Source organism: Sphingomonas sp. CFBP 13603 (assembly GCF_014892665.1).
In the GTDB taxonomy this organism is placed as follows: Bacteria; Pseudomonadota; Alphaproteobacteria; order Sphingomonadales; family Sphingomonadaceae; genus Sphingomonas.
Map to the genome: position 1 here is coordinate 150,946 of NZ_JADBIA010000011.1, position 16,715 is coordinate 167,660.

At 66.0% G+C, this 16,715-nt stretch carries 18 protein-coding genes; 10 read left to right on the top strand and 8 right to left on the bottom strand.

All coding sequences use genetic code 11. The features are described from left to right. Positions 1-60 precede the first annotated feature (60 nt). On the top strand, positions 61-669 hold the full coding sequence (locus IFR23_RS16275; RefSeq protein WP_192976791.1) for a hypothetical protein: 609 nt from the start codon (positions 61-63) through the stop codon (positions 667-669). Positions 670-750: 81 nt separating this feature from the next. Here the strand turns inward: IFR23_RS16275 and IFR23_RS16280 are convergent, their stop codons facing one another. Then, positions 751-1,053 carry a hypothetical protein gene (locus tag IFR23_RS16280; protein WP_107964177.1) on the bottom strand — a complete coding sequence of 101 codons (303 nt, stop codon included), beginning with the start codon at positions 1,051-1,053 and terminating at the stop codon, positions 751-753. Between the two features lie 177 nt (positions 1,054-1,230). Between IFR23_RS16280 and IFR23_RS16285 the strand changes: the two genes are divergently transcribed. The 3 genes from IFR23_RS16285 to IFR23_RS16295 all read left to right on the top strand — a co-directional run bounded on the left by IFR23_RS16285 (position 1,231) and on the right by IFR23_RS16295 (position 3,052). Continuing rightward, entirely contained in the window at positions 1,231-1,410 is a 180-nt protein-coding gene (locus IFR23_RS16285) for a hypothetical protein (RefSeq protein ID WP_192976792.1), read from the top strand. Positions 1,411-1,544: 134 nt separating this feature from the next. Beyond that, positions 1,545-2,435 (top strand): bifunctional methylenetetrahydrofolate dehydrogenase/methenyltetrahydrofolate cyclohydrolase FolD, encoded by an 891-nt coding sequence (gene folD, locus IFR23_RS16290; RefSeq protein ID WP_192976793.1) that lies wholly within the window; start codon positions 1,545-1,547, stop codon positions 2,433-2,435. Beyond that, positions 2,432-3,052 carry a MarC family protein gene (locus IFR23_RS16295; protein WP_107964179.1) on the top strand — a complete coding sequence of 207 codons (621 nt, stop codon included), beginning with the start codon at positions 2,432-2,434 and terminating at the stop codon, positions 3,050-3,052. Before folD ends, IFR23_RS16295 begins: the two co-directional genes overlap by 4 nt. Before the next feature lie 42 nt (positions 3,053-3,094). Here IFR23_RS16295 and IFR23_RS16300 read toward each other — a convergent pair whose 3' ends face one another. Beyond that, a complete protein-coding gene (locus IFR23_RS16300; RefSeq protein ID WP_192976794.1) occupies positions 3,095-4,897 on the bottom strand; it encodes an AcrB/AcrD/AcrF family protein in 1,803 nt (600 codons plus the stop codon). Positions 4,898-5,021: 124 nt separating this feature from the next. On the opposite strand from IFR23_RS16300, the gene IFR23_RS16305 reads away from it, so the two are divergent. Then, entirely contained in the window at positions 5,022-5,447 is a 426-nt protein-coding gene (locus IFR23_RS16305) for a GtrA family protein (RefSeq protein ID WP_192976795.1), read from the top strand. A 28-nt stretch (positions 5,448-5,475) separates the two neighbouring features. Further along, positions 5,476-6,204 carry a class I SAM-dependent methyltransferase gene (locus IFR23_RS16310; RefSeq protein ID WP_192976796.1) on the top strand — a complete coding sequence of 243 codons (729 nt, stop codon included), beginning with the start codon at positions 5,476-5,478 and terminating at the stop codon, positions 6,202-6,204. Between the two features lie 291 nt (positions 6,205-6,495). Here the strand turns inward: IFR23_RS16310 and IFR23_RS16315 are convergent, their stop codons facing one another. From IFR23_RS16315 to IFR23_RS16325, 3 genes are read right to left on the bottom strand one after another with little or no spacing between them, the layout of a single operon-like run. Further along, on the bottom strand, positions 6,496-7,518 hold the full coding sequence (locus IFR23_RS16315; RefSeq protein WP_192976797.1) for a glycosyltransferase family 2 protein: 1,023 nt from the start codon (positions 7,516-7,518) through the stop codon (positions 6,496-6,498). Positions 7,519-7,565: 47 nt separating this feature from the next. Then, positions 7,566-9,671 carry a RelA/SpoT family protein gene (locus IFR23_RS16320; RefSeq protein WP_107964183.1) on the bottom strand — a complete coding sequence of 702 codons (2,106 nt, stop codon included), beginning with the start codon at positions 9,669-9,671 and terminating at the stop codon, positions 7,566-7,568. A 47-nt stretch (positions 9,672-9,718) separates the two neighbouring features. Then, a complete protein-coding gene (locus IFR23_RS16325) occupies positions 9,719-10,048 on the bottom strand; it encodes a CC_3452 family protein (RefSeq protein WP_107964184.1) in 330 nt (109 codons plus the stop codon). Positions 10,049-10,230: 182 nt separating this feature from the next. On the opposite strand from IFR23_RS16325, the gene IFR23_RS16330 reads away from it, so the two are divergent. Beyond that, a complete protein-coding gene (locus tag IFR23_RS16330; protein ID WP_192976819.1) occupies positions 10,231-10,653 on the top strand; it encodes a winged helix-turn-helix transcriptional regulator in 423 nt (140 codons plus the stop codon). A 139-nt stretch (positions 10,654-10,792) separates the two neighbouring features. Here the strand turns inward: IFR23_RS16330 and IFR23_RS16335 are convergent, their stop codons facing one another. The 3 genes from IFR23_RS16335 to IFR23_RS16345 are packed head-to-tail and all read right to left on the bottom strand — an operon-like array spanning position 10,793 to position 13,216. Beyond that, the gene (locus IFR23_RS16335) at positions 10,793-11,218 is read right to left on the bottom strand and encodes an acyl-CoA thioesterase (RefSeq protein WP_192976798.1); all 426 of its coding nucleotides are present in this window, start codon (positions 11,216-11,218) and stop codon (positions 10,793-10,795) included. A 1-nt stretch (position 11,219) separates the two neighbouring features. After that, entirely contained in the window at positions 11,220-11,996 is a 777-nt protein-coding gene (locus IFR23_RS16340; RefSeq protein WP_192976799.1) for a TSUP family transporter, read from the bottom strand. Between the two features lie 11 nt (positions 11,997-12,007). Beyond that, positions 12,008-13,216 carry an LL-diaminopimelate aminotransferase gene (locus IFR23_RS16345; protein ID WP_060525995.1) on the bottom strand — a complete coding sequence of 403 codons (1,209 nt, stop codon included), beginning with the start codon at positions 13,214-13,216 and terminating at the stop codon, positions 12,008-12,010. A 351-nt stretch (positions 13,217-13,567) separates the two neighbouring features. Between IFR23_RS16345 and IFR23_RS16350 the strand changes: the two genes are divergently transcribed. The 3 genes from IFR23_RS16350 (at position 13,568) to clpS (ending at position 16,637) form a co-directional block, all read left to right on the top strand. Then, positions 13,568-15,286: a PHA/PHB synthase family protein gene (locus IFR23_RS16350; RefSeq protein WP_192976800.1), complete on the top strand. Its 1,719-nt coding sequence runs from the start codon at positions 13,568-13,570 to the stop codon at positions 15,284-15,286. Positions 15,287-15,388: 102 nt separating this feature from the next. After that, positions 15,389-16,105 (top strand): phasin family protein, encoded by a 717-nt coding sequence (locus IFR23_RS16355; protein ID WP_192976801.1) that lies wholly within the window; start codon positions 15,389-15,391, stop codon positions 16,103-16,105. A gap of 193 nt (positions 16,106-16,298) precedes the next feature. Next, positions 16,299-16,637 (top strand): ATP-dependent Clp protease adapter ClpS, encoded by a 339-nt coding sequence (clpS, locus tag IFR23_RS16360; protein WP_132738168.1) that lies wholly within the window; start codon positions 16,299-16,301, stop codon positions 16,635-16,637. Positions 16,638-16,715 lie beyond the last annotated feature (78 nt).

Sequence of the window (16,715 nt, forward strand, 5' to 3'; positions counted from 1 at the left end):
GGGTTTGCCGTGCGACGTAATGGGGTGGCGCCACGGAAATGGCCACGCTAGCCATGATGCATGGCACGCGCGGGCAAGCTGAAGGTATATCGGACGGCGGCGGGCTTCCACGACGCCTATGTCGCGGCGCCGAGCCAGAAGGCGGCGCTGGCGGCGTGGGGCAGCGACCACGACCTGTTCGCGCGCGGGATCGCCGAACTGGTGACCGATCCGGATCTGTCAGCCGAACCGCTGGCGTCGCCTGGCGTGGTGATCAAGCGATCGCGCGGCACGACCGCCGAACAGATCGCGGCACTGCCGGCGCGTGCTCCGGCGACGTCGCGCAAGGTCGATGCGCCTGACGAGGATGAGGGTGGACCGCGGCGCTCGCGGGCGAAGGTGGCTCCAACGCCAACTCCAGTGGCGGCTCCTAAACCCAAACCCAAACCCAAGCCCAAACCCAAGCCCAAACCGAGCCGTCGTGCGCTGGAGGCCGCTGAGGAAGCATTCGAGGCATGCGAATCCGAGTTTCGCCGCACGTTGCGGAAGATCACCGAGCGCGAGGCGGCGTTGGCGCGCGAACGCCGCGAGCTGGAGCGATCGCGGGACAAGGCCGTGGAAAAGGCGCGGGCGGCGGTAGAAGACGAGAAGCAGCGCTACGACGATGCGCTGGAGGAGTGGAAGGGCTGACGTCTTGCCGTCGCGTGTTGGGAGAACGCGGGGTGCGAGAACGCATCATCGGAGAACGGGGAGCCGCAGGTCGCGGCTATGTCATTGCTGCTGGTTCAGCTGCTGCTGCCGGGCCATCTGCTTCTGGCGTTGTTCGGCCTTGATCCGTGCCTCGACGCTCTTGCGCCCCTCCTCCATGCCTTCAGCATAGGAGGCGCATCCCTGGATCAGCATGGCCGTCTCGACATCGGTCCATCCGCGTTGCCTGGCGGCGTCGCGCAGCGCCTTGTCCAGCTCCTTGCCGCTCAACGCACGGTTGGCCGCGCAGATATCGAGAGCTTCCACAGGAAATTCGCCACCGAACGGTGCCGAAGCCTGCGCCAACGCGATTGCGATCAAGATCATGCGGCGATGCTAACGGAAAAGCAGGCGCGGCGGCCAGACGCTACCCGTCCAACGGTGGCGTATCGTCGACGGATCCGTGGGTGACGGTCGGATCGCGATAGCCCCTATGCAGTGCGATGAAAGCTGTTAGCCTCCACATCAGAGCAGGACGACCTGCCGGACTTCGGAGAGTGATGAATGGCAAACCGCATCGATGTTGCGCCCAGGGATCATACCAGGGACCGTAAGCCCCTGATCTACGCGATCACCGGCGTGATCCTCGCAGCAGGGGTTCTGATGATGGCGTTCTACGATCGTGGCGGTGACCCCGTGCCGCTCGCGTCCACGCAGAAGGCGATCGTCACTGCCCAGCGCTAGGGCCGGCCCAGCGCTAGGACCGGCAGCGTACCTGTCGGGGATGTCGATGGGGGTGTAGGCGGTCGATCATCGTCGAGTCGCGAGCGACGTCGCTGTGCTGGCGGAAATCGCGTCCGCGCTCTATGGCCGCGGGCATGAGCGCGACCATCATCGACGGCAAGGCCTTCGCCGCCGGCCTCCGGGCCCGTATCGCAGACGGCGTCACCGCCTTTCGCGCCGAGGCGGGCCGTGCGCCCGGCCTTGCCGTGGTGCTGGTCGGCGAGGATCCCGCCTCCAACGTCTATGTCCGGTCGAAGGGCAAGGCGACGCGCGAGGCGGGGATGGAGAGCATCGAGCACCGGCTGCCCGCCGACGTGCCGGTCGAAGACCTGCTCGCGCTGGTCGCGACGCTGAACGCCGATCCGACGATCGACGGGATCCTCGTCCAGTTGCCGTTGCCCAGGCATATCGACGAGCAGGCGGTCATTGCCGCGATCGATCCCGACAAGGACGTCGATGGCTTCCATCCGATCAATGCGGGACGACTCGCGACCGGTTTGGCCGGGTTCGTGCCGTGCACGCCGCTTGGCTGCGTGATGCTGTTGAAGAGCGTGCTGCCGAGCCTGAGTGGGCTCGAGGCGGTGGTCGTGGGGCGCTCGAACATCGTCGGCAAGCCGATGGCGCAACTGCTGCTCCGCGAGAGCTGCACCGTGACCGTCGTGCATAGCCGTACCAAGGATGTCCCCGCGCATATCCGGCGCGCCGATATCGTCGTGGCGGCGGTGGGTATCCCCGAGATGATCGAGGGCGACTGGCTGAAGCCCGGCGCGACCGTGATCGACGTCGGTATCAACCGGACCGATGCCGGCCTCGTCGGCGACGTCGATTTTGCGAGCGCGGTCGAAGTCGCGGGCGCGATCACGCCGGTGCCGGGGGGCGTCGGGCCGATGACGATCGCCTGCCTGCTGCGCAACACGCTGGTCTCGGCGGGGCGCCGCGAAGGCGTCGCGATCGATGAGGCTGCGCTGGATCGGACGGGCCTGTGATCGAACTCTATATCTCGTCGCTGATCACCTTCTTCGTGGTGATCGATCCGCCGGGCTGCGCGCCGATCTATGCCGGGCTGTCGGCGGGCGCATCGACGTTGCAGAAGCGCGCGATGGCGATGCGTGCGGTCGGAGTCGCCGCGGCGATCCTGTTCGTGTTCGCGCTGTTCGGCGAGGCGTTGCTGAAAGGCCTCGGGATCAGCCTGGCGAGCTTCCGCATCGCCGGCGGCATCATGCTGTTCCTGATCGCGCTCGAAATGGTGTTCGAAAAGCGCACCGAACGCCGCGAGGACCGTGCGGCGAAGGTCGCGAGCGATCCCGAAGTCGAGGACGTCTCGATCTTCCCGATGGCGATGCCGATGATCGCGGGGCCGGGCTCGATCGCGTCGGTGATGCTGTTGATGAGCCGCAACAGCGGGATCGAGCGCTCGGCGGTCGTGCTGGCCGCGATGGTCACGATCCTGCTGCTGACGCTGGTCGCGCTGCTCGCGGCGGGGCCGATCATGCGGATCCTGGGTGCGAAGATCGAGGCGGTGATCACGCGGCTGCTCGGCGTGCTGCTGGCCGCGCTGGCGGTGCAGTTCGTGCTCGACGGCTTGTCGGTGGTGCTGCGCTGAAGCCCGTCCGTCATCCCGGGCTCGACCCGGGATGACGGAGGTTCAATCCACCTTGAACAGTCGCAGCGGCGACTTTGCGGGCAGCGGTAGCGGCGTCAGCCATGCCGGCACCTCGTTCTTCGCCAGCTCGGCATAGAACCCCTTCGGGCTGCGCGCCTTGTAGTTGGTCGATTCCGCCGCGTTCGGGCACAGCAGCAGCATCGTCGCGCCGTGGCGCTTGATGATCGCATGCGCCTGGTCCGCGGTGCCGCCGAACGCGTGCTGGACGTCGAGGATCGCATCGCCGTTGCGGTGGTACGGCCCCGCGATCGCGTCGTGATGCGTGATCGTGATCAGCCGGGGGCCCATGTCGACGAAGGTGAACACGGTCTGCGCGGGGTATTTGTTAAGAGCGAGCAGCACGGTCGTGCGCAGGCAATTGCCGGTCGCCGAATTGACGCGCTTCTCATAGGGCTTCGGCCGGTCGATCGGCAGGTATCGGATCACCATCCCGGCGAACAACCCGGAGACGATCAGGAACGCGCTCACCGTCCCCAGCACGCGGACGGCAATCGATCGGTTGCCGAGCAGTCGTGGCAGGATCAGCCAGCCCAGCGCGGTCGCGCCGGGAACGGCCAGCAGCTGCGCGGCGGGGCCTGCACGGACCTGCCACAACAGCATCGCGCAGGCGAACGCGGTGAACAGCGCGACCGCCGCCCAACCGACCGCGCGGGTGTCGCGACGCGCGCGCCACGCCGCGAGGATCGCGCCGATCAGGCCGATGATCGGTAGCGTCGCCAGCGAGAAGCCGACCCGGAAGCTGTGCTTGTAGATCGGCTTGGCCTCGCGGACATTGTCCAGCCAGTTGCGTTGCAGCTCGGGCGAAATCCCCTCGGGCCGGCCAAGGCATTGCGGGAAGACGAGCGCGAACCCGACGACGATCGCCGCCCCGGCCGCGACCGCCAGCGCCAGCCGCATCCCGCGCGACGAAGGCCCGAACCGCGCGAGCAGGAACAGCAGCATCCCCGCCGCGATCATCACGCTCAGCCACACGGGCGTCAGCGCATCGCACCGCATCGCCTGGTTGGCGTTCGACGCGAACAGCGCGAACCCGAGCGTGCTGCCGCCGCCGAGCGTCAACGCATAGATCGACAGGCGCTCGGCTTCCGACCGGTCCCACACCCAGCGCAGCGCGATGATCGCCCCCGCCATCGCCGCATAGGGCAGCAGTTCGAGCCCGATCGACAGCGACACCGCGCTCGCGATGCCGACCATCGCGCCACCACGGCGGCCGTTCGGATCGCAGAGCCCCGCGACCGTGAGGCTCAGCATCGCCAGCTGCCAGCCGTGATGATCGATCCGCTCGGGCATGAACATCAGCATCGTGCCGACCGCGCCGACGAGGAACACGATTGCCAGCGGCCACGCATAGGGGCTGATCAACCGCCGCACGGTCGCGCCGATGCCGAGCATCGCGATCGACAGCGGCAGCAACGGTGCGATCCCGCAGGCGAGCCGCTCCGCCCAGCTGTTGCTGGTGAACAGGCGGAAGAACAGGATCAGCCCGGCGATCGGCAGGTCGACGATCCGGCTCCAGTGGATATCGAAACCGACCGGCGGGTTCATCCGGTAGTTGCGCAGATCGTACCAGCCCTGCCCGTCGAGCAGCGCGCGGACCTGCATCAGCCGCATGTTGTCGTCGGTATCGCCGAGCGACAGCCAGCGGATCTGGCCCCAGCGATCGAACATCGACCACGCCGCCACCGCCACCCAGGCGAGCAGCGTCAGCTTGATCCAATGCCGATCGAGTTCGTCGAGCAGCGTGTTCCGCGGCGTCGACTGCTCGGGGGGGGGTGCCTGATCCAAAACGCTTTCCTCCAGCCCGCACGCGCTCTAGATGCGCGGGCTTGTCTTCGCGGCCGCTCTATCGCGGTGCCCGTAAAGAACAAGGCACCGGCGCGATCGCCGGAGGGTAAAGAACAAGGCGGGCATGCAGGCGATTTGGCGACAGGTGGAGCAGATGCGGGCGAGCGGCGTGCTCGGCCAGCTCGTGCGCTTCGGCATCGCCGGCGGTATTTCCAGCGTAGTATATTCGCTCGTGTACCTGCCGCTGACGGCGTATGTCTTCCCGCCACGCCAGGCGGTGGCCGCGGTACCGTTCGCGTTTGCGGTCGCGGTGGTGGTCGGGTTCTTCCTGCACAGCCGCTGGAGCTTCAAGGGGCACGCGAAGGAACCGGGGGCAGGGCGGCATTTCAAGTTCGTGATCGTCCAGGCCGCGGGGTTGAGTCTCAACGCCGTCATCACGTGGATCGGCACGGCGTTGCTGCATCTGCACCCGTGGATCCCGCTGGTCCCCGCCGTCTTTCTTGCCGCGATCGTGACGTTCGTGCTCAACCGTTTCTGGGTTTTCAACTGATGCTTCCAATGAATTGGGCGACTTACTGATGGACCGCATCGTCTACGACCGGATGGCCGCCCACGATTCCACCCACTGGTGGTACCGCGCCCGCCGCGACATCCTGGCCGATTACCTGACCCGCTACGGCGCATTGCCGAAGGATGCGAAGATCCTCGAGATCGGCTGCGGCACCGGGCACAACCTGCCGATGCTGGCCGAGTTCGGCGAGATCGACGCGATCGAGATCGACCCCGCCGCGCGAGAGATCGCGAGCGAGCGGCTGGGGAAGCCGGTCGGCGCCGCGCCTTTGCCCGAACTGCCGGGCGTGCCGCGGAAGTATTACGACCTGATCGCCGTTCTCGACGTGGTCGAGCATATCGAGGACGACGTCGCGGCGCTGAAGGCGATGGCCGATTGCCTGGCACCGGGCGGCAAGATTTTGATCGCAGTGCCGGCGCATGCCTGGCTGTGGAGCGCACACGATGTGGTGAACCATCACCATCGGCGCTATTCGAAGGCGACGTTGCAGGCGGCGATCGAGACCGCCGGGTTGAAGCCGGAGAAGCTCGGCTATTTCAATTCGCTGCTGTTCCCGCTGGCGGCGGCGGCACGGATCGCCGGGCGGATGACCGGACGCGACGACAGCGACGATTCACCGCCGCCGAAGCTGGTGAATGCGCTGTTTGAGAAGATCTTCCGGCTGGAGCGGCATCTGGTCGGGCGCGTGCCGATGACGCCGGGGGTTTCGATCGTGACGTTGGCGGTGCCGCGGTAAACTTACCGCACATCCTTGCGCCGGATCGTTACCGCCGCCCGTGACCCGTTCTTCCTGAGCGAAGTCGAAGGACATGCCCCGCGCGCAAGTGCTTCGACTTCGCTCAGCACGAACGGGAGGGAGGAGGCAGGGCCCCTCCAACCACCACCCCGGCGGAGGCCGGGGTCCAATTGGGAGACGTCGCCACTGAAGCCCGCGCTTCGTTACTGCGACCTTTCCAATTGGGCCCCGGCCTCCGCCGGGGTGGTTCGAGGATTGGGGTGGTGCCAGAATCGGGGTACGCGGTGTTCGTCAGTCGGTGCGGATGGGAAGGGACGCTTCAGGCAACCGCACCACGTCGACCGGCTCCGCACGAAACCCGAGCGTCGCCTTCCCCTGAATCGGGCCGGCGACATCCGCGACGATGTACAGCGGCCGGCGCTTGGACTCGACATACAGCCGCCCGAGATACTCGCCGATCATCCCCAGCACGAACATCTGCACCGCGCCGAGGAACACGGTGACGAGCATCGTCGAGGTCCAGCCCTGCACCGCGCTCCCCGATAGCCAACCAATCGCGATATAGACGAACAGCAGCAGCGATACGCCGGTCAGTGCGAGCCCGGCGTGACTGGCGAACCGCAGCGGCGCGGTCGAGAAGCCGGTGACGGCATCGAACGCGAGGCGGATCATCTTCGCCAGCGGGTAGTTCGTCTCGCCCGCGAGCCGCTCGGCGCGATCGTAGGGGAAGGGCACCTGCTTGAAGCCGATCCAGGCGACCATCCCGCGGATGAAGCGCGCCTGTTCGGGGAGCGACAGGAACGCATCCAGCGCGCGCCGGCTCATCAGGCGGAAGTCGCCGGTGTCGAGCGGGATCGGGGTTTCGGTCATCCGCGTCAGCAGGCGGTAGAAGGCGGCGGCGGTGGCTTTCTTGAACACCGTTTCGCCCGCGCGCTGGCGGCGCACCGCGTAGACGACATCGGCTTGGCTCGCTGCCATCGCCGCGCGCATGTCGGACAGGAGTTCGGGGGGGTCCTGGAGATCGGCGTCGATAATCAGGATCTGCTCGCCCGCGCACAGGTCCAGGCCGGCGGTCAGCGCGAGCTGGTGGCCGTGGTTGCGCGAGAGGTTGATCGCGACCAGCCGCGGATCGGCGGCGGCGAGGCGCTGCATCACCGGCCAGCTGTCGTCACGCGAGCCGTCGTTGATCAGGACGATCTCGTAATCGTCGCCGACCGCGACCTTGGCCGCGCCGGAAATGCGCGCGTGCAGGATGTCGAGGCACGCCGCCTCGTTGTAGCAGGGGACGACTATCGAAAGGGACGGACGGTTCATCTGTCCCGTCTAGCGTCCGTCGCGGCCGCCGTCATCGTCGGATGTTTCTACACTCGCTCCACGGTGTGCACCGCATCCGCCGCCCGCAGCCCGGCCATCAGCCGCATAAGTTGCTGCACGTCATGCACCTCGACGTCGATCTCGTTGGTGTGGAAGCTCTTGTCGCGCGTATCGAGCCGCAGGTTGATGATGTTCGCCTTGTGCCCGCCGATGATCGTCGAGACGATGCCGAGCGAGCCCGGCTCGTTCTTCACCATCACCGATATCCGCGCGACCGCGCCCTCGGTCTCGTCGCCCCATGCCACGTCGACCCAGTCGGTCTCGTTTTCCGATCGCTCGGCGAGTTCGGCGAGGACCTTGCAGTCGATCGCGTGGACCTCGATTCCCGCATCGGGTCGGCGCAACCCGACGATGCGGTCGCCCGGCACGGGGTGACAGCACGTAGCGAGGTCGTAGGCTACACCGGGGGTCAGGCCCTTGATCGAGATCGCGCTCGATTGCGGCGCGAGCGCATGCGTCACGTCCGCGCCCGCCGAGCCGGGCATCAACGCCTCCATCACCGCCGCATCGGACAGCGTCCGCCGCGCGATCGCCACCATCAGCGACGAATCGTCGGGCAGCTTCAGCCGCTTCAGCGCGTGGCTGAGCGCATCGGTGCCGATCTGCGCGGGCAGGCGGGTGACGATATCCTCGTACAAGGTCTGGCCGAGCGCGATCTGCTCGACGCGCTCCTTCTGACGCAGGTGCCGGCGGATCGCGGCCAGCGCCTTGCCGGTGGTCGCGACGTTGAGCCATTGCGGTTGCGGCGACTGGCCCTTCGAGCGCAGGATCTGCACTTGATCACCGTTCTCGATCACCGTCGACAGCGGCACGACGCGGCCGTTGACCTTCGCGCCGACCGCCTGGTCGCCGAGATCGGTGTGCACCGCGTACGCGAAGTCGATCGAGGTCGCGCCCTTGGGCAGCTGGATCAACTCGCCCTTCGGCGTGAACGCGAAGATGCGATCGGTGTACATCGCCATCCGCGTGTGTTCGAGCAGTTCTTCGGGGCTCTCGGCGGTGTCGAGGATCTCGACGAGGTCGCGGATCCAGCTGACCTGGCGGTCGCTGCCGTTGATCTGCTGCTTGTAGGCCCAGTGCGCCGCCAGCCCGAACTCGGCCTGCGCGTGCATGTCGGCGGTGCGGATCTGTATCTCGATCCGCGCGCTGTCGGCGTGGATCACCGACGTGTGCAGCGAGCGGTATCCGTTGCGCTTGGGCGTCGAGATGTAATCCTTGAACCGGCCCGGGACCATCGGCCAGCGCTGGTGAATGATCCCGAGCACCCGGTAGCAATCCTCCTCGGTCGGCACGATCGCGCGGAACGCCATGACGTCGGACAGCTGCTCGAAGCTGATGTGCCGCTCCGACATCTTCCGGAAGATCGAATAGGGATGCTTCTCGCGTCCCGAAATCTCCGCCTCGACCCCGGCGCGCGACAGCACCAGCTTCAGGCCGGACGCGATCTTGGCGATGCGGTCGCCGTCGCCCTGCTTGAGCTGTTCGAGGCGACGGTTGATCGATTCGGAGGCTTCGGGCTCGAGCTGTTCGAACGCCAGCGACTGCATCTCGCGCATGAACTCGTACATGCCGATCCGCTCGGCGAGCGGCGCGTAGATGTCCATCGTCTCCTTGGCGATGCGACGGCGCTTCTCGGGCTTCGAGATGTGATGCAGCGTCCGCATGTTGTGGAGGCGGTCGGCGAGCTTTACCAGCAGCACGCGGATGTCGTCGGACATCGCAAGCAGGAACTTGCGCAGATTTTCGGCGGCGCGCTCGTTCTCGGTCTGCGCCTCGATCTTGCTGAGCTTGGTCACGCCATCGACCAGCCGCGCGACCGAGGCGCCGAACAGCCGCTCGATCTCCTCGGGCGTCGCGACCGTATCCTCGATCGTGTCGTGGAGGATCGCGGTGGCGATCGTCTCGGCATCGAGATGGAGGTCGGTGAGGATTCCGGCCACCTCGATCGGGTGGCTGAAATACGGATCGCCGGACGCGCGCTTCTGGCTCCCATGCGCCTGCATGGAGAAGACATAGGCGCGGTTCAGCATCGCCTCGTCGGCGTCGGGATCGTAGTCGAGGACGCGATCGACCAGTTCATATTGGCGCAGCACGGACCGTAGATGGGGCCGGGCCGCGCCCTTTTGCAACAAAATCCTCGTTATTTCGCGTGGTTGTTGCACGCGGCCAGCGCTTCGGCGTCATAGGCCTTGCCCGCGACCGTGAAACTGGCGAGCGGGCCGACGCGCTTGGCGACCGCGGCGCAGAGGATCACGTCGCGCTGGGGCGCCTTGCTGGAGACGAATGCCGCATTCTCCCAGCGCCACGGCGTACCGTTGGTGATCAGCCGCGTGGAAGTTGGCGCCGCGGCGGGGACGGCAACGTAATAATTGATCGGGGTCTGCGCCGATGCCGGTGTCGCGACCAGTGCGGCGAACCCCGTTGCCAGAGCGGGAACGGCGGTCAGAAGGGCGCGGGTGATGCGAGACATCGGTCGACTCCTAAAAGGTTTCTAATTGCTACTTATCTAGATACGTTTTGAGTTGCAACTGAAAATCGGGGCATTTCGCTCCGGCCTTTTATGCGGTACCGTTGCTGTCCAATAAGGAAGACGCCGTGGGAAAATTGCGCGAACCCCTGCTCGAATGCAGCCTGCCCGCCGCGCTGGAGGCGATGGGCGAGCGCTGGTCGTTCCTGATCCTGCGTGCGTCGTTCAATAGCCTGCACCATTTCGAGGAGTTCCAGTCGGAACTGGGGATTGCGCGCAATATCCTCGCGAACCGGCTGGCGCGGCTGGTCGAGCACGGGATCCTGGAGCGGCAGCCCATTCCGGAGGATCGGCGCAAGATCGCCTACGGTCTGACCGATAAGGGTTTCGCGCTGCTGCCGACGATGATTGCGCTGCGGCAATGGGGCGAGCGGTGGGAGACATGCGTGCCGGCGTTCCCGATCCTGGTCGACGCGCGCGATCGGCGGCCGTTGCAGCCGGTGTCGGTGCGGTCGCATGACGGGCGCGTGCTGGGGAAGGGCGACCTGATCTGGGCGCTTCCGGGCGAGGTTGCCGGGAACGGGGTAGAGGCCGAGGCGGCGGAGTAAGAGACGGCTAACTTGCCGACAGGCACCTCCCCGGCGGAGGCCGGGGTCCAGTTGGGGAACGGCGCTGATAAGCGTTGCGCGTCGTTACCGCGACCTTTCCAACTGGGCCCCGGCCTACGCCGGGGAGGTGCCATGTGGTTCAGGAGTTGGGCAACTCCGCCAGCACCGTGCGGATCGTGTCCGGCAGAGCTACCGGGCGGCCGGTCTCAAGATCGACGTGCACGCTGACCATGGTGATGACGGTGTGCAATTCCCCCGTCTCCGCATGCGCGAGCTCGAACCGCTTCGTCAGGCTGGTCGTCCCAAGCTTCTCGATCCGCACGAACGCCTCCACCGTGTCCCCGAGACGGAACGGCTTGAGGTAGTCGATCTCAGTCCGACGCACGTTGAACTCGGTGGTCGGCCAGATTTCCGGCAACGCTTCGGCGATCCCGGTCCATTCCCAGAACTCGGTCACCGCGACGTCGGCATATTCGAGATAGCGCGAGTTGAAGACGATGCGCTGGCCGTCGATCTCGGCGTAGCGCACGCGGAACCTGGTCGAGAAGGCGAACCCTGGCCGCATGTCAGAAGATCAGCTTCACGCCGACCAGCGCCAGCACCGTCGCCAGCACCGGGACCAGCACGCGGTCCGAGACGCGCGTCGCGATCAGGCTGCCGACGATGATGCCGGGAATCGACCCGATCAGCAGCGACACGAGCAGGTCGACGTCGACCGAGCCGAGAATCCAGTGGCCGATCCCGCCGAGCAAGGTCAGCGGCACCGCGTGCGCGATGTCCGACCCGACCAGCCGGTTGATCGGCAACGTCGGGTAGAGGATCAAGAGCGCAGTCATGCCCAGCGCGCCGGCGCCGACCGAGGTCAGCGACACCAGCACGCCGAGCACCGCGCCGAGCAGGATCGTCAGCATCGCCTGCCGCTCGCCGCCGACCGTGCCGATCCGCGGGGTCAGCCACGCGACGATCTTGCCGCGAAAGAAAGTCGCGACCGCCGACAGGATCAGCGTGACGCCGAGCACGGCGGTGATCGCGTGCCCGGTATCGGACGATTTTTCGCCGAGATGGTTGAGCACGAGCAGCGTCGCGATCGCCGCGGGGACGCTGCCGGTCGCGAGCCTGCGCACGACCTGCCAGTCGACCGTGCCGCGCCAGCCGTGCACCGTCGTCCCGACCGTCTTGGTCGCCGAGGCGTAGAGCAGGTCGGTGCCGACCGCGGTGGCGGGGTGGAAGCCGAAGACGAGCACCAGAAGCGGTGTCATCAGCGACCCGCCACCGACACCCGTCAGCCCGACGATGAGGCCGACGAGCACGCCGGCCACCGAATATAACGGATTGATATCCACGCTGGCTAAGGTCAGCCAGCGCCACGCGCGGGCGTGTTGACGCCCATCGACTGGAGATATTTCTTCACGTTGCGCGCCGCCTGGCGGAGCCGCTGTTCGTTCTCGACCATCGCGATTCTCACATAGCCCTCGCCGTTTTCGCCGTAGCCAACCCCTGGGGCCACCGCGACGTGCGCGTGAGTCAGCAATTGTTTGGTGAACTCAAGGCTACCTAAGTGCGCGAGCGCGGGCGGGAGTGGGGCCCAGGCGAACATGCTCGCGCGGGGGCTCGGGATGTCCCAGCCGGCGCGGCCGAAGCTCTCGACCAGCACGTCGCGACGCTTGTGATAAAGCTGGCGGTTGCGCTCGACGATGTCCTGCGGGCCGTTGAGCGCGGCGCAGGCGGCGGCCTGGATCGGCGTGAACGCGCCGTAATCGAGATACGACTTCACGCGCGTCATCGCCGCGATCAGCGTCTTGTTGCCGACCCCGAAACCCATCCGCCAGCCCGCCATCGAATAGGTCTTGCTGAGCGAGGTGAATTCGATCGCGACGTCCTTCGCGCCCGGCACCTGGAGGATCGAGGGGGTCGGCTTGCCGTCGAAATACAGCTCCGAATAAGCGAGGTCGGAGATCACCCACAGCTTGTGCTTCTTCGCGAATTCTACGACGCGCTCGTAGAAGGCGAGGTCGACGACTTCGGCGGTCGGGTTCGACGGATAGCCCATCACCAGCACCGACGGCGCGGGGACGGTGAACGCCATCGCGCGCTCGAGGCTCTCGAAATACGCCTCGTCCGGCGTGGTGGGCACCGCGCGGATCGTCGCGCCGGCGATGATGAAGCCGAAGGTGTGGATCGGATAGGACGGGTTGGGCGCGAGCACGACGTCGCCGGGCGCGGTGATCGCGGTGGCCAGACTCGCGAGGCCTTCCTTCGAGCCCATCGTCACGACGACCTCGGTCTCGGGATCGACGTCGACCCCGAAGCGGCGGCCGTAATAGTTCGCCTGGGCTTTGCGGAGTCCTGGGATACCCTTCGACTGCGAATAGCCGTGCGCGCTGGGTTTGCGCGCGACTTCGACGAGCTTCTCGATGACGTGCTCGGGGGGCGGCAGGTCGGGATTGCCCATGCCGAGATCGATGATGTCCTCCCCGCCCGCGCGCGCCGCCGCCCGCATCGCGTTCACTTCGGCGATGACATAGGGGGGTAAGCGTTTGATGCGGTAGAAGTCTTCGGACATGATCAGCCTCTAGATGGAGGAGCGGGTGCTGTACCGCAGGTGAGCGGGGGCGTCATCCAACTAAAGCTTGGAGGGCAGGACGGTTCGACTGTGGGGACTTCGCTGCGTTATCTGCGCTTCCGCCTAATTCGCCATCTTACCAAATCCGCCCCGCCAAAACTCCGTCACCCCAGCGAAAGCTGGGGTATTTCCGTTGGGGTCGCCCGCTTCGACAACAGGGATACCCCAGCTTTCGCTGGGGTGACGGATTGGGGGGCGGGGAGCGGCGGCAGCGACCGTGTCGATCGTTTGTGCCTCATGCTTCCGCCGAGCCGGTGTCTGCGTTAAGCTCCCGAAAAAGCAGAGGATGCCATGGCCGATACTCCTCCCGACGCCTCCACGCCGACCCTGCCCGATCTCCAGCATTGGACGTGGGTGATGGGGCGTGCGCAGCAGATGATGATGGAGCAGGGCCTCGCGGCGATGCAGGCCAAGCCCGAGGGAATCCCGGCGATCCCCGGCTTCACCGACCCCGCCACGCTGGAGCGCGCGCGCGATTTCTGGACCGAGAGCCTGACGTTGTGGCAGCGGTTTCTCGATCCCGCCAAGGCGCCCGAACCCGCCCCCGTCACCGACAAGCGCTTCAAGGCGCCGCAATGGCGCGAGCCGGTGTTCGACCTGATCCGGCAGAGTTACGAGCTGATCGGCGACCACATGCTGCGCGGCGTGGAGGCGGTGGACGGGCTCGACCCCAAGCAGAAGGAGCAGTTGCGGTTCGCGACCAAGGGGTTCGTCGACGCGATGAGCCCGACCAATTTCGCGCTGACCAACCCGCAGGTGATCGAGAAGACGATCGAGACGCGCGGCGAGAATCTGTTGAAAGGCCTGCAGAACATGATGGCGGATCTTGCTCGCGGGCAGGTGACGCATACGCCCGACGGTGCGTTCGAACTCGGGCGCAACCTGGCGATGACACCGGGCAAGGTAGTGAAACGCACGCCGCTCTACGAGCTGATCCAGTATAGTCCGACCACCGAGAGTGTGCTGGCGACGCCGCTCGTCATCTTTCCGCCGTGGATCAACCGGTTCTACATCCTCGACCTGACGCCCGAGAAGAGCTTCATGCGCTGGGTAGTCGAGCAGGGCATCACCGTGTTCATGGTGTCGTGGAAGTCGGCCGATTCGAGCATGAAGGACGTGGTCTGGGACGATTATGTCGGTGCGCAGGTCGAGGCGATCGACACGGTTCGCGCCGCGCTCGACGTTCCGGCGGTGCACACGATCGGGTACTGCGTGGCGGGGACGACATTGGCGGCGACGCTTGCGCTGCTCGCGGCGCGGGGCGAGGCCGCGAAGGTGGCTAGCGCGACGTTCTTCACCGCGCAGGTCGATTTTGCGCAGGCGGGCGAACTGCAGCATTTCATCGACGACGAGCAGTTGAAGATGGTCGCGTCGCTGTCGCCCGAGGGCTTCCTCGACGGGCGCTACATGGCGACGACGTTCAACCTGTTGCGCGGGCGCGACCTGATCTGGAACTACGTCACGCAGAATTACCTGCTGGGGCAGGATTACGTGCCGTTCGACCTGCTCCACTGGAACGGCGACACCACCAACCTGCCCGCGAAATGGCATCTCAGCTATCTGACCGACCTCTACCGCGACAACCTGCTGGTGACGGGCACGATGACGGTGGACGGTACGCCGATCGACCTGACCAGGGTTTCGACGCCGAGCTATGTCCAGGCGGGGCGCGAAGATCATATCGCGCCGGCCGAAAGCGTCTGGAAACTCACGCAATTGTTCGCCGGGCCGCTGAAGTTCGTGCTCGCGGGGTCGGGGCACATCGCGGGCGTGGTCAATCCGCCGGCTGCGGGGAAGTATCAATACTGGACCAATCCGGGCGCGCACACGACGCTCGCCGACTTCGTTGCCGGTGCGACCGAGACGAAGGGTAGCTGGTGGCCGGATTGGGTCGAATGGTTGCACGCGCTTGGTGCCGAGACGGTGGCGGCGGACGGTGCGCGGCTGCCGGGTGAGGGGGGTCTCGCAGCGATCGGCGACGCGCCCGGCGAATATGTCAAAAGCAGGTAGCGCTACCTTACGTAAACGTCATGGTGCGCTGCACAATTAAATTGTGCGCTGCGAAAATTCGTGTATGAAGACCGCGACATAACTCCGAAGAGAGGTGCGTGGATGGTGGATATCGTGAAACGGACGGCCAAGGCCGGTTCGAAGCTTGCCGCCGCTGCGAAGCCGGTCGCTGCCGTCAAGGCCACGACTGCCAAAGCCTCCGCCCGGACTGTCGCCAAGCCGGCGAAACCGGCACCCGAGCCGATCGCCAAGACGCCGGCATCTCAACCTCTCGCGGCTGCTTTTGTATCGCCGCACACGGACATTCCCGCCCCGATTCAGGCCGCCGCGCCGTTGGGGACCCCTGCTAGCGAAACAAAGGACGCCACGATGGACACGATCCAGAGCATCACCGAGAAGACCAAGGCCCTCTTCAGCGGCGCGAACACCGCCGAATTCAACGAGCAGGCCAAGGGCGCGATGGAGAAGTCGGCGAAGATGGCGGAAGATTTCGTCGCATTCGGCAAGGGCAACATCGAGGCGCTCGTCGAGTCGTCGAAGATCGCCGCGAAGAACGTCGAGGCGCTCGGCCAGGAAGCGGCCGACTATGCCAAGACCTCGTTCGAGAGCGCGACCGAAGCCGCCAAGACGCTCGCCGCCGCCAAGTCGCCGACCGAGTTCATGAAGCTCCAGGGCGATTATGCGCGCACCGCGTTCGACACGATGATCGCCGAGGGCTCGCGCTCGACCGAGCGGATGCTCAAGATGTTCGGCGAGTTCGCACAGCCGATCTCGAACCGCGTTGCGGTCGCGACCGACAAGATGAAGATCTCGGCCTAAGTTACGCGATGCCGTCTTCGGGCGGCAGGTGACGAGAAAGGGACGGCCGTCGTGCGACGGTCGCCCCTTTTGCGTTTGCGGTTTTCGCGCGAGGTTTGCGGGGGCCCCCTTGCTCTTGCCCCCCGGCATGCCATATTTTGGCAGCATGCTTTTGACCCCTGAAATGACGACTCCCCAGCGGACGGGCGAGCAGATGGCCGAGCGCCGCGACGATGGTGGCGAGGATGGCACCGGGGGCACCGGCGCCGGCATCGCGACGAAGACCCGCGCGAAGACCAAACAGCCGACGCCGTACCGCGTGCTGATGCTCAACGACGATTATACGCCGATGGAATTCGTCGTGCTGTGTCTCCAGCGCTTCTTCCGGATGGACATGGAGGCCGCGACTCGCGTGATGCTGCACGTCCACCAGAAGGGCGTCGGGGTGTGTGGGACGTTCAGCTACGAAGTGGCGGAGACGAAGGTGAGCCAGGTGATGGATTTCGCCAAGCAGAACCAGCACCCGCTACAGTGCACGCTCGAGAAGGCGTGAACCTTACCGTTTGAGGTGATCTGTCTTGATCCTCCCCCGCAAGGGGGAGGTGGCACCGAAGGTGACGGAGGGGGGGGG

Excerpts from the sequence above, each read along its gene's own strand:
- IFR23_RS16275 (WP_192976791.1), top strand. The coding sequence starts at position 61 with ATGGCACGCGCGGGCAAGCTGAAGGTATATCGGACGGCGGCGGGCTTC.
- IFR23_RS16280 (WP_107964177.1), bottom strand. The coding sequence starts at position 1,053 with ATGATCTTGATCGCAATCGCGTTGGCGCAGGCTTCGGCACCGTTCGGT.
- IFR23_RS16285 (WP_192976792.1), top strand. The coding sequence starts at position 1,231 with ATGGCAAACCGCATCGATGTTGCGCCCAGGGATCATACCAGGGACCGT.
- folD (WP_192976793.1), top strand. The coding sequence starts at position 1,545 with ATGAGCGCGACCATCATCGACGGCAAGGCCTTCGCCGCCGGCCTCCGG.
- IFR23_RS16305 (WP_192976795.1), top strand. The coding sequence starts at position 5,022 with ATGCAGGCGATTTGGCGACAGGTGGAGCAGATGCGGGCGAGCGGCGTG.
- IFR23_RS16310 (WP_192976796.1), top strand. The coding sequence starts at position 5,476 with ATGGACCGCATCGTCTACGACCGGATGGCCGCCCACGATTCCACCCAC.
- IFR23_RS16315 (WP_192976797.1), bottom strand. The coding sequence starts at position 7,518 with ATGAACCGTCCGTCCCTTTCGATAGTCGTCCCCTGCTACAACGAGGCG.
- IFR23_RS16325 (WP_107964184.1), bottom strand. The coding sequence starts at position 10,048 with ATGTCTCGCATCACCCGCGCCCTTCTGACCGCCGTTCCCGCTCTGGCA.
- IFR23_RS16330 (WP_192976819.1), top strand. The coding sequence starts at position 10,231 with ATGGGCGAGCGCTGGTCGTTCCTGATCCTGCGTGCGTCGTTCAATAGC.
- IFR23_RS16335 (WP_192976798.1), bottom strand. The coding sequence starts at position 11,218 with ATGCGGCCAGGGTTCGCCTTCTCGACCAGGTTCCGCGTGCGCTACGCC.
- IFR23_RS16345 (WP_060525995.1), bottom strand. The coding sequence starts at position 13,216 with ATGTCCGAAGACTTCTACCGCATCAAACGCTTACCCCCCTATGTCATC.
- IFR23_RS16350 (WP_192976800.1), top strand. The coding sequence starts at position 13,568 with ATGGCCGATACTCCTCCCGACGCCTCCACGCCGACCCTGCCCGATCTC.
- IFR23_RS16355 (WP_192976801.1), top strand. The coding sequence starts at position 15,389 with ATGGTGGATATCGTGAAACGGACGGCCAAGGCCGGTTCGAAGCTTGCC.
- clpS (WP_132738168.1), top strand. The coding sequence starts at position 16,299 with ATGGCCGAGCGCCGCGACGATGGTGGCGAGGATGGCACCGGGGGCACC.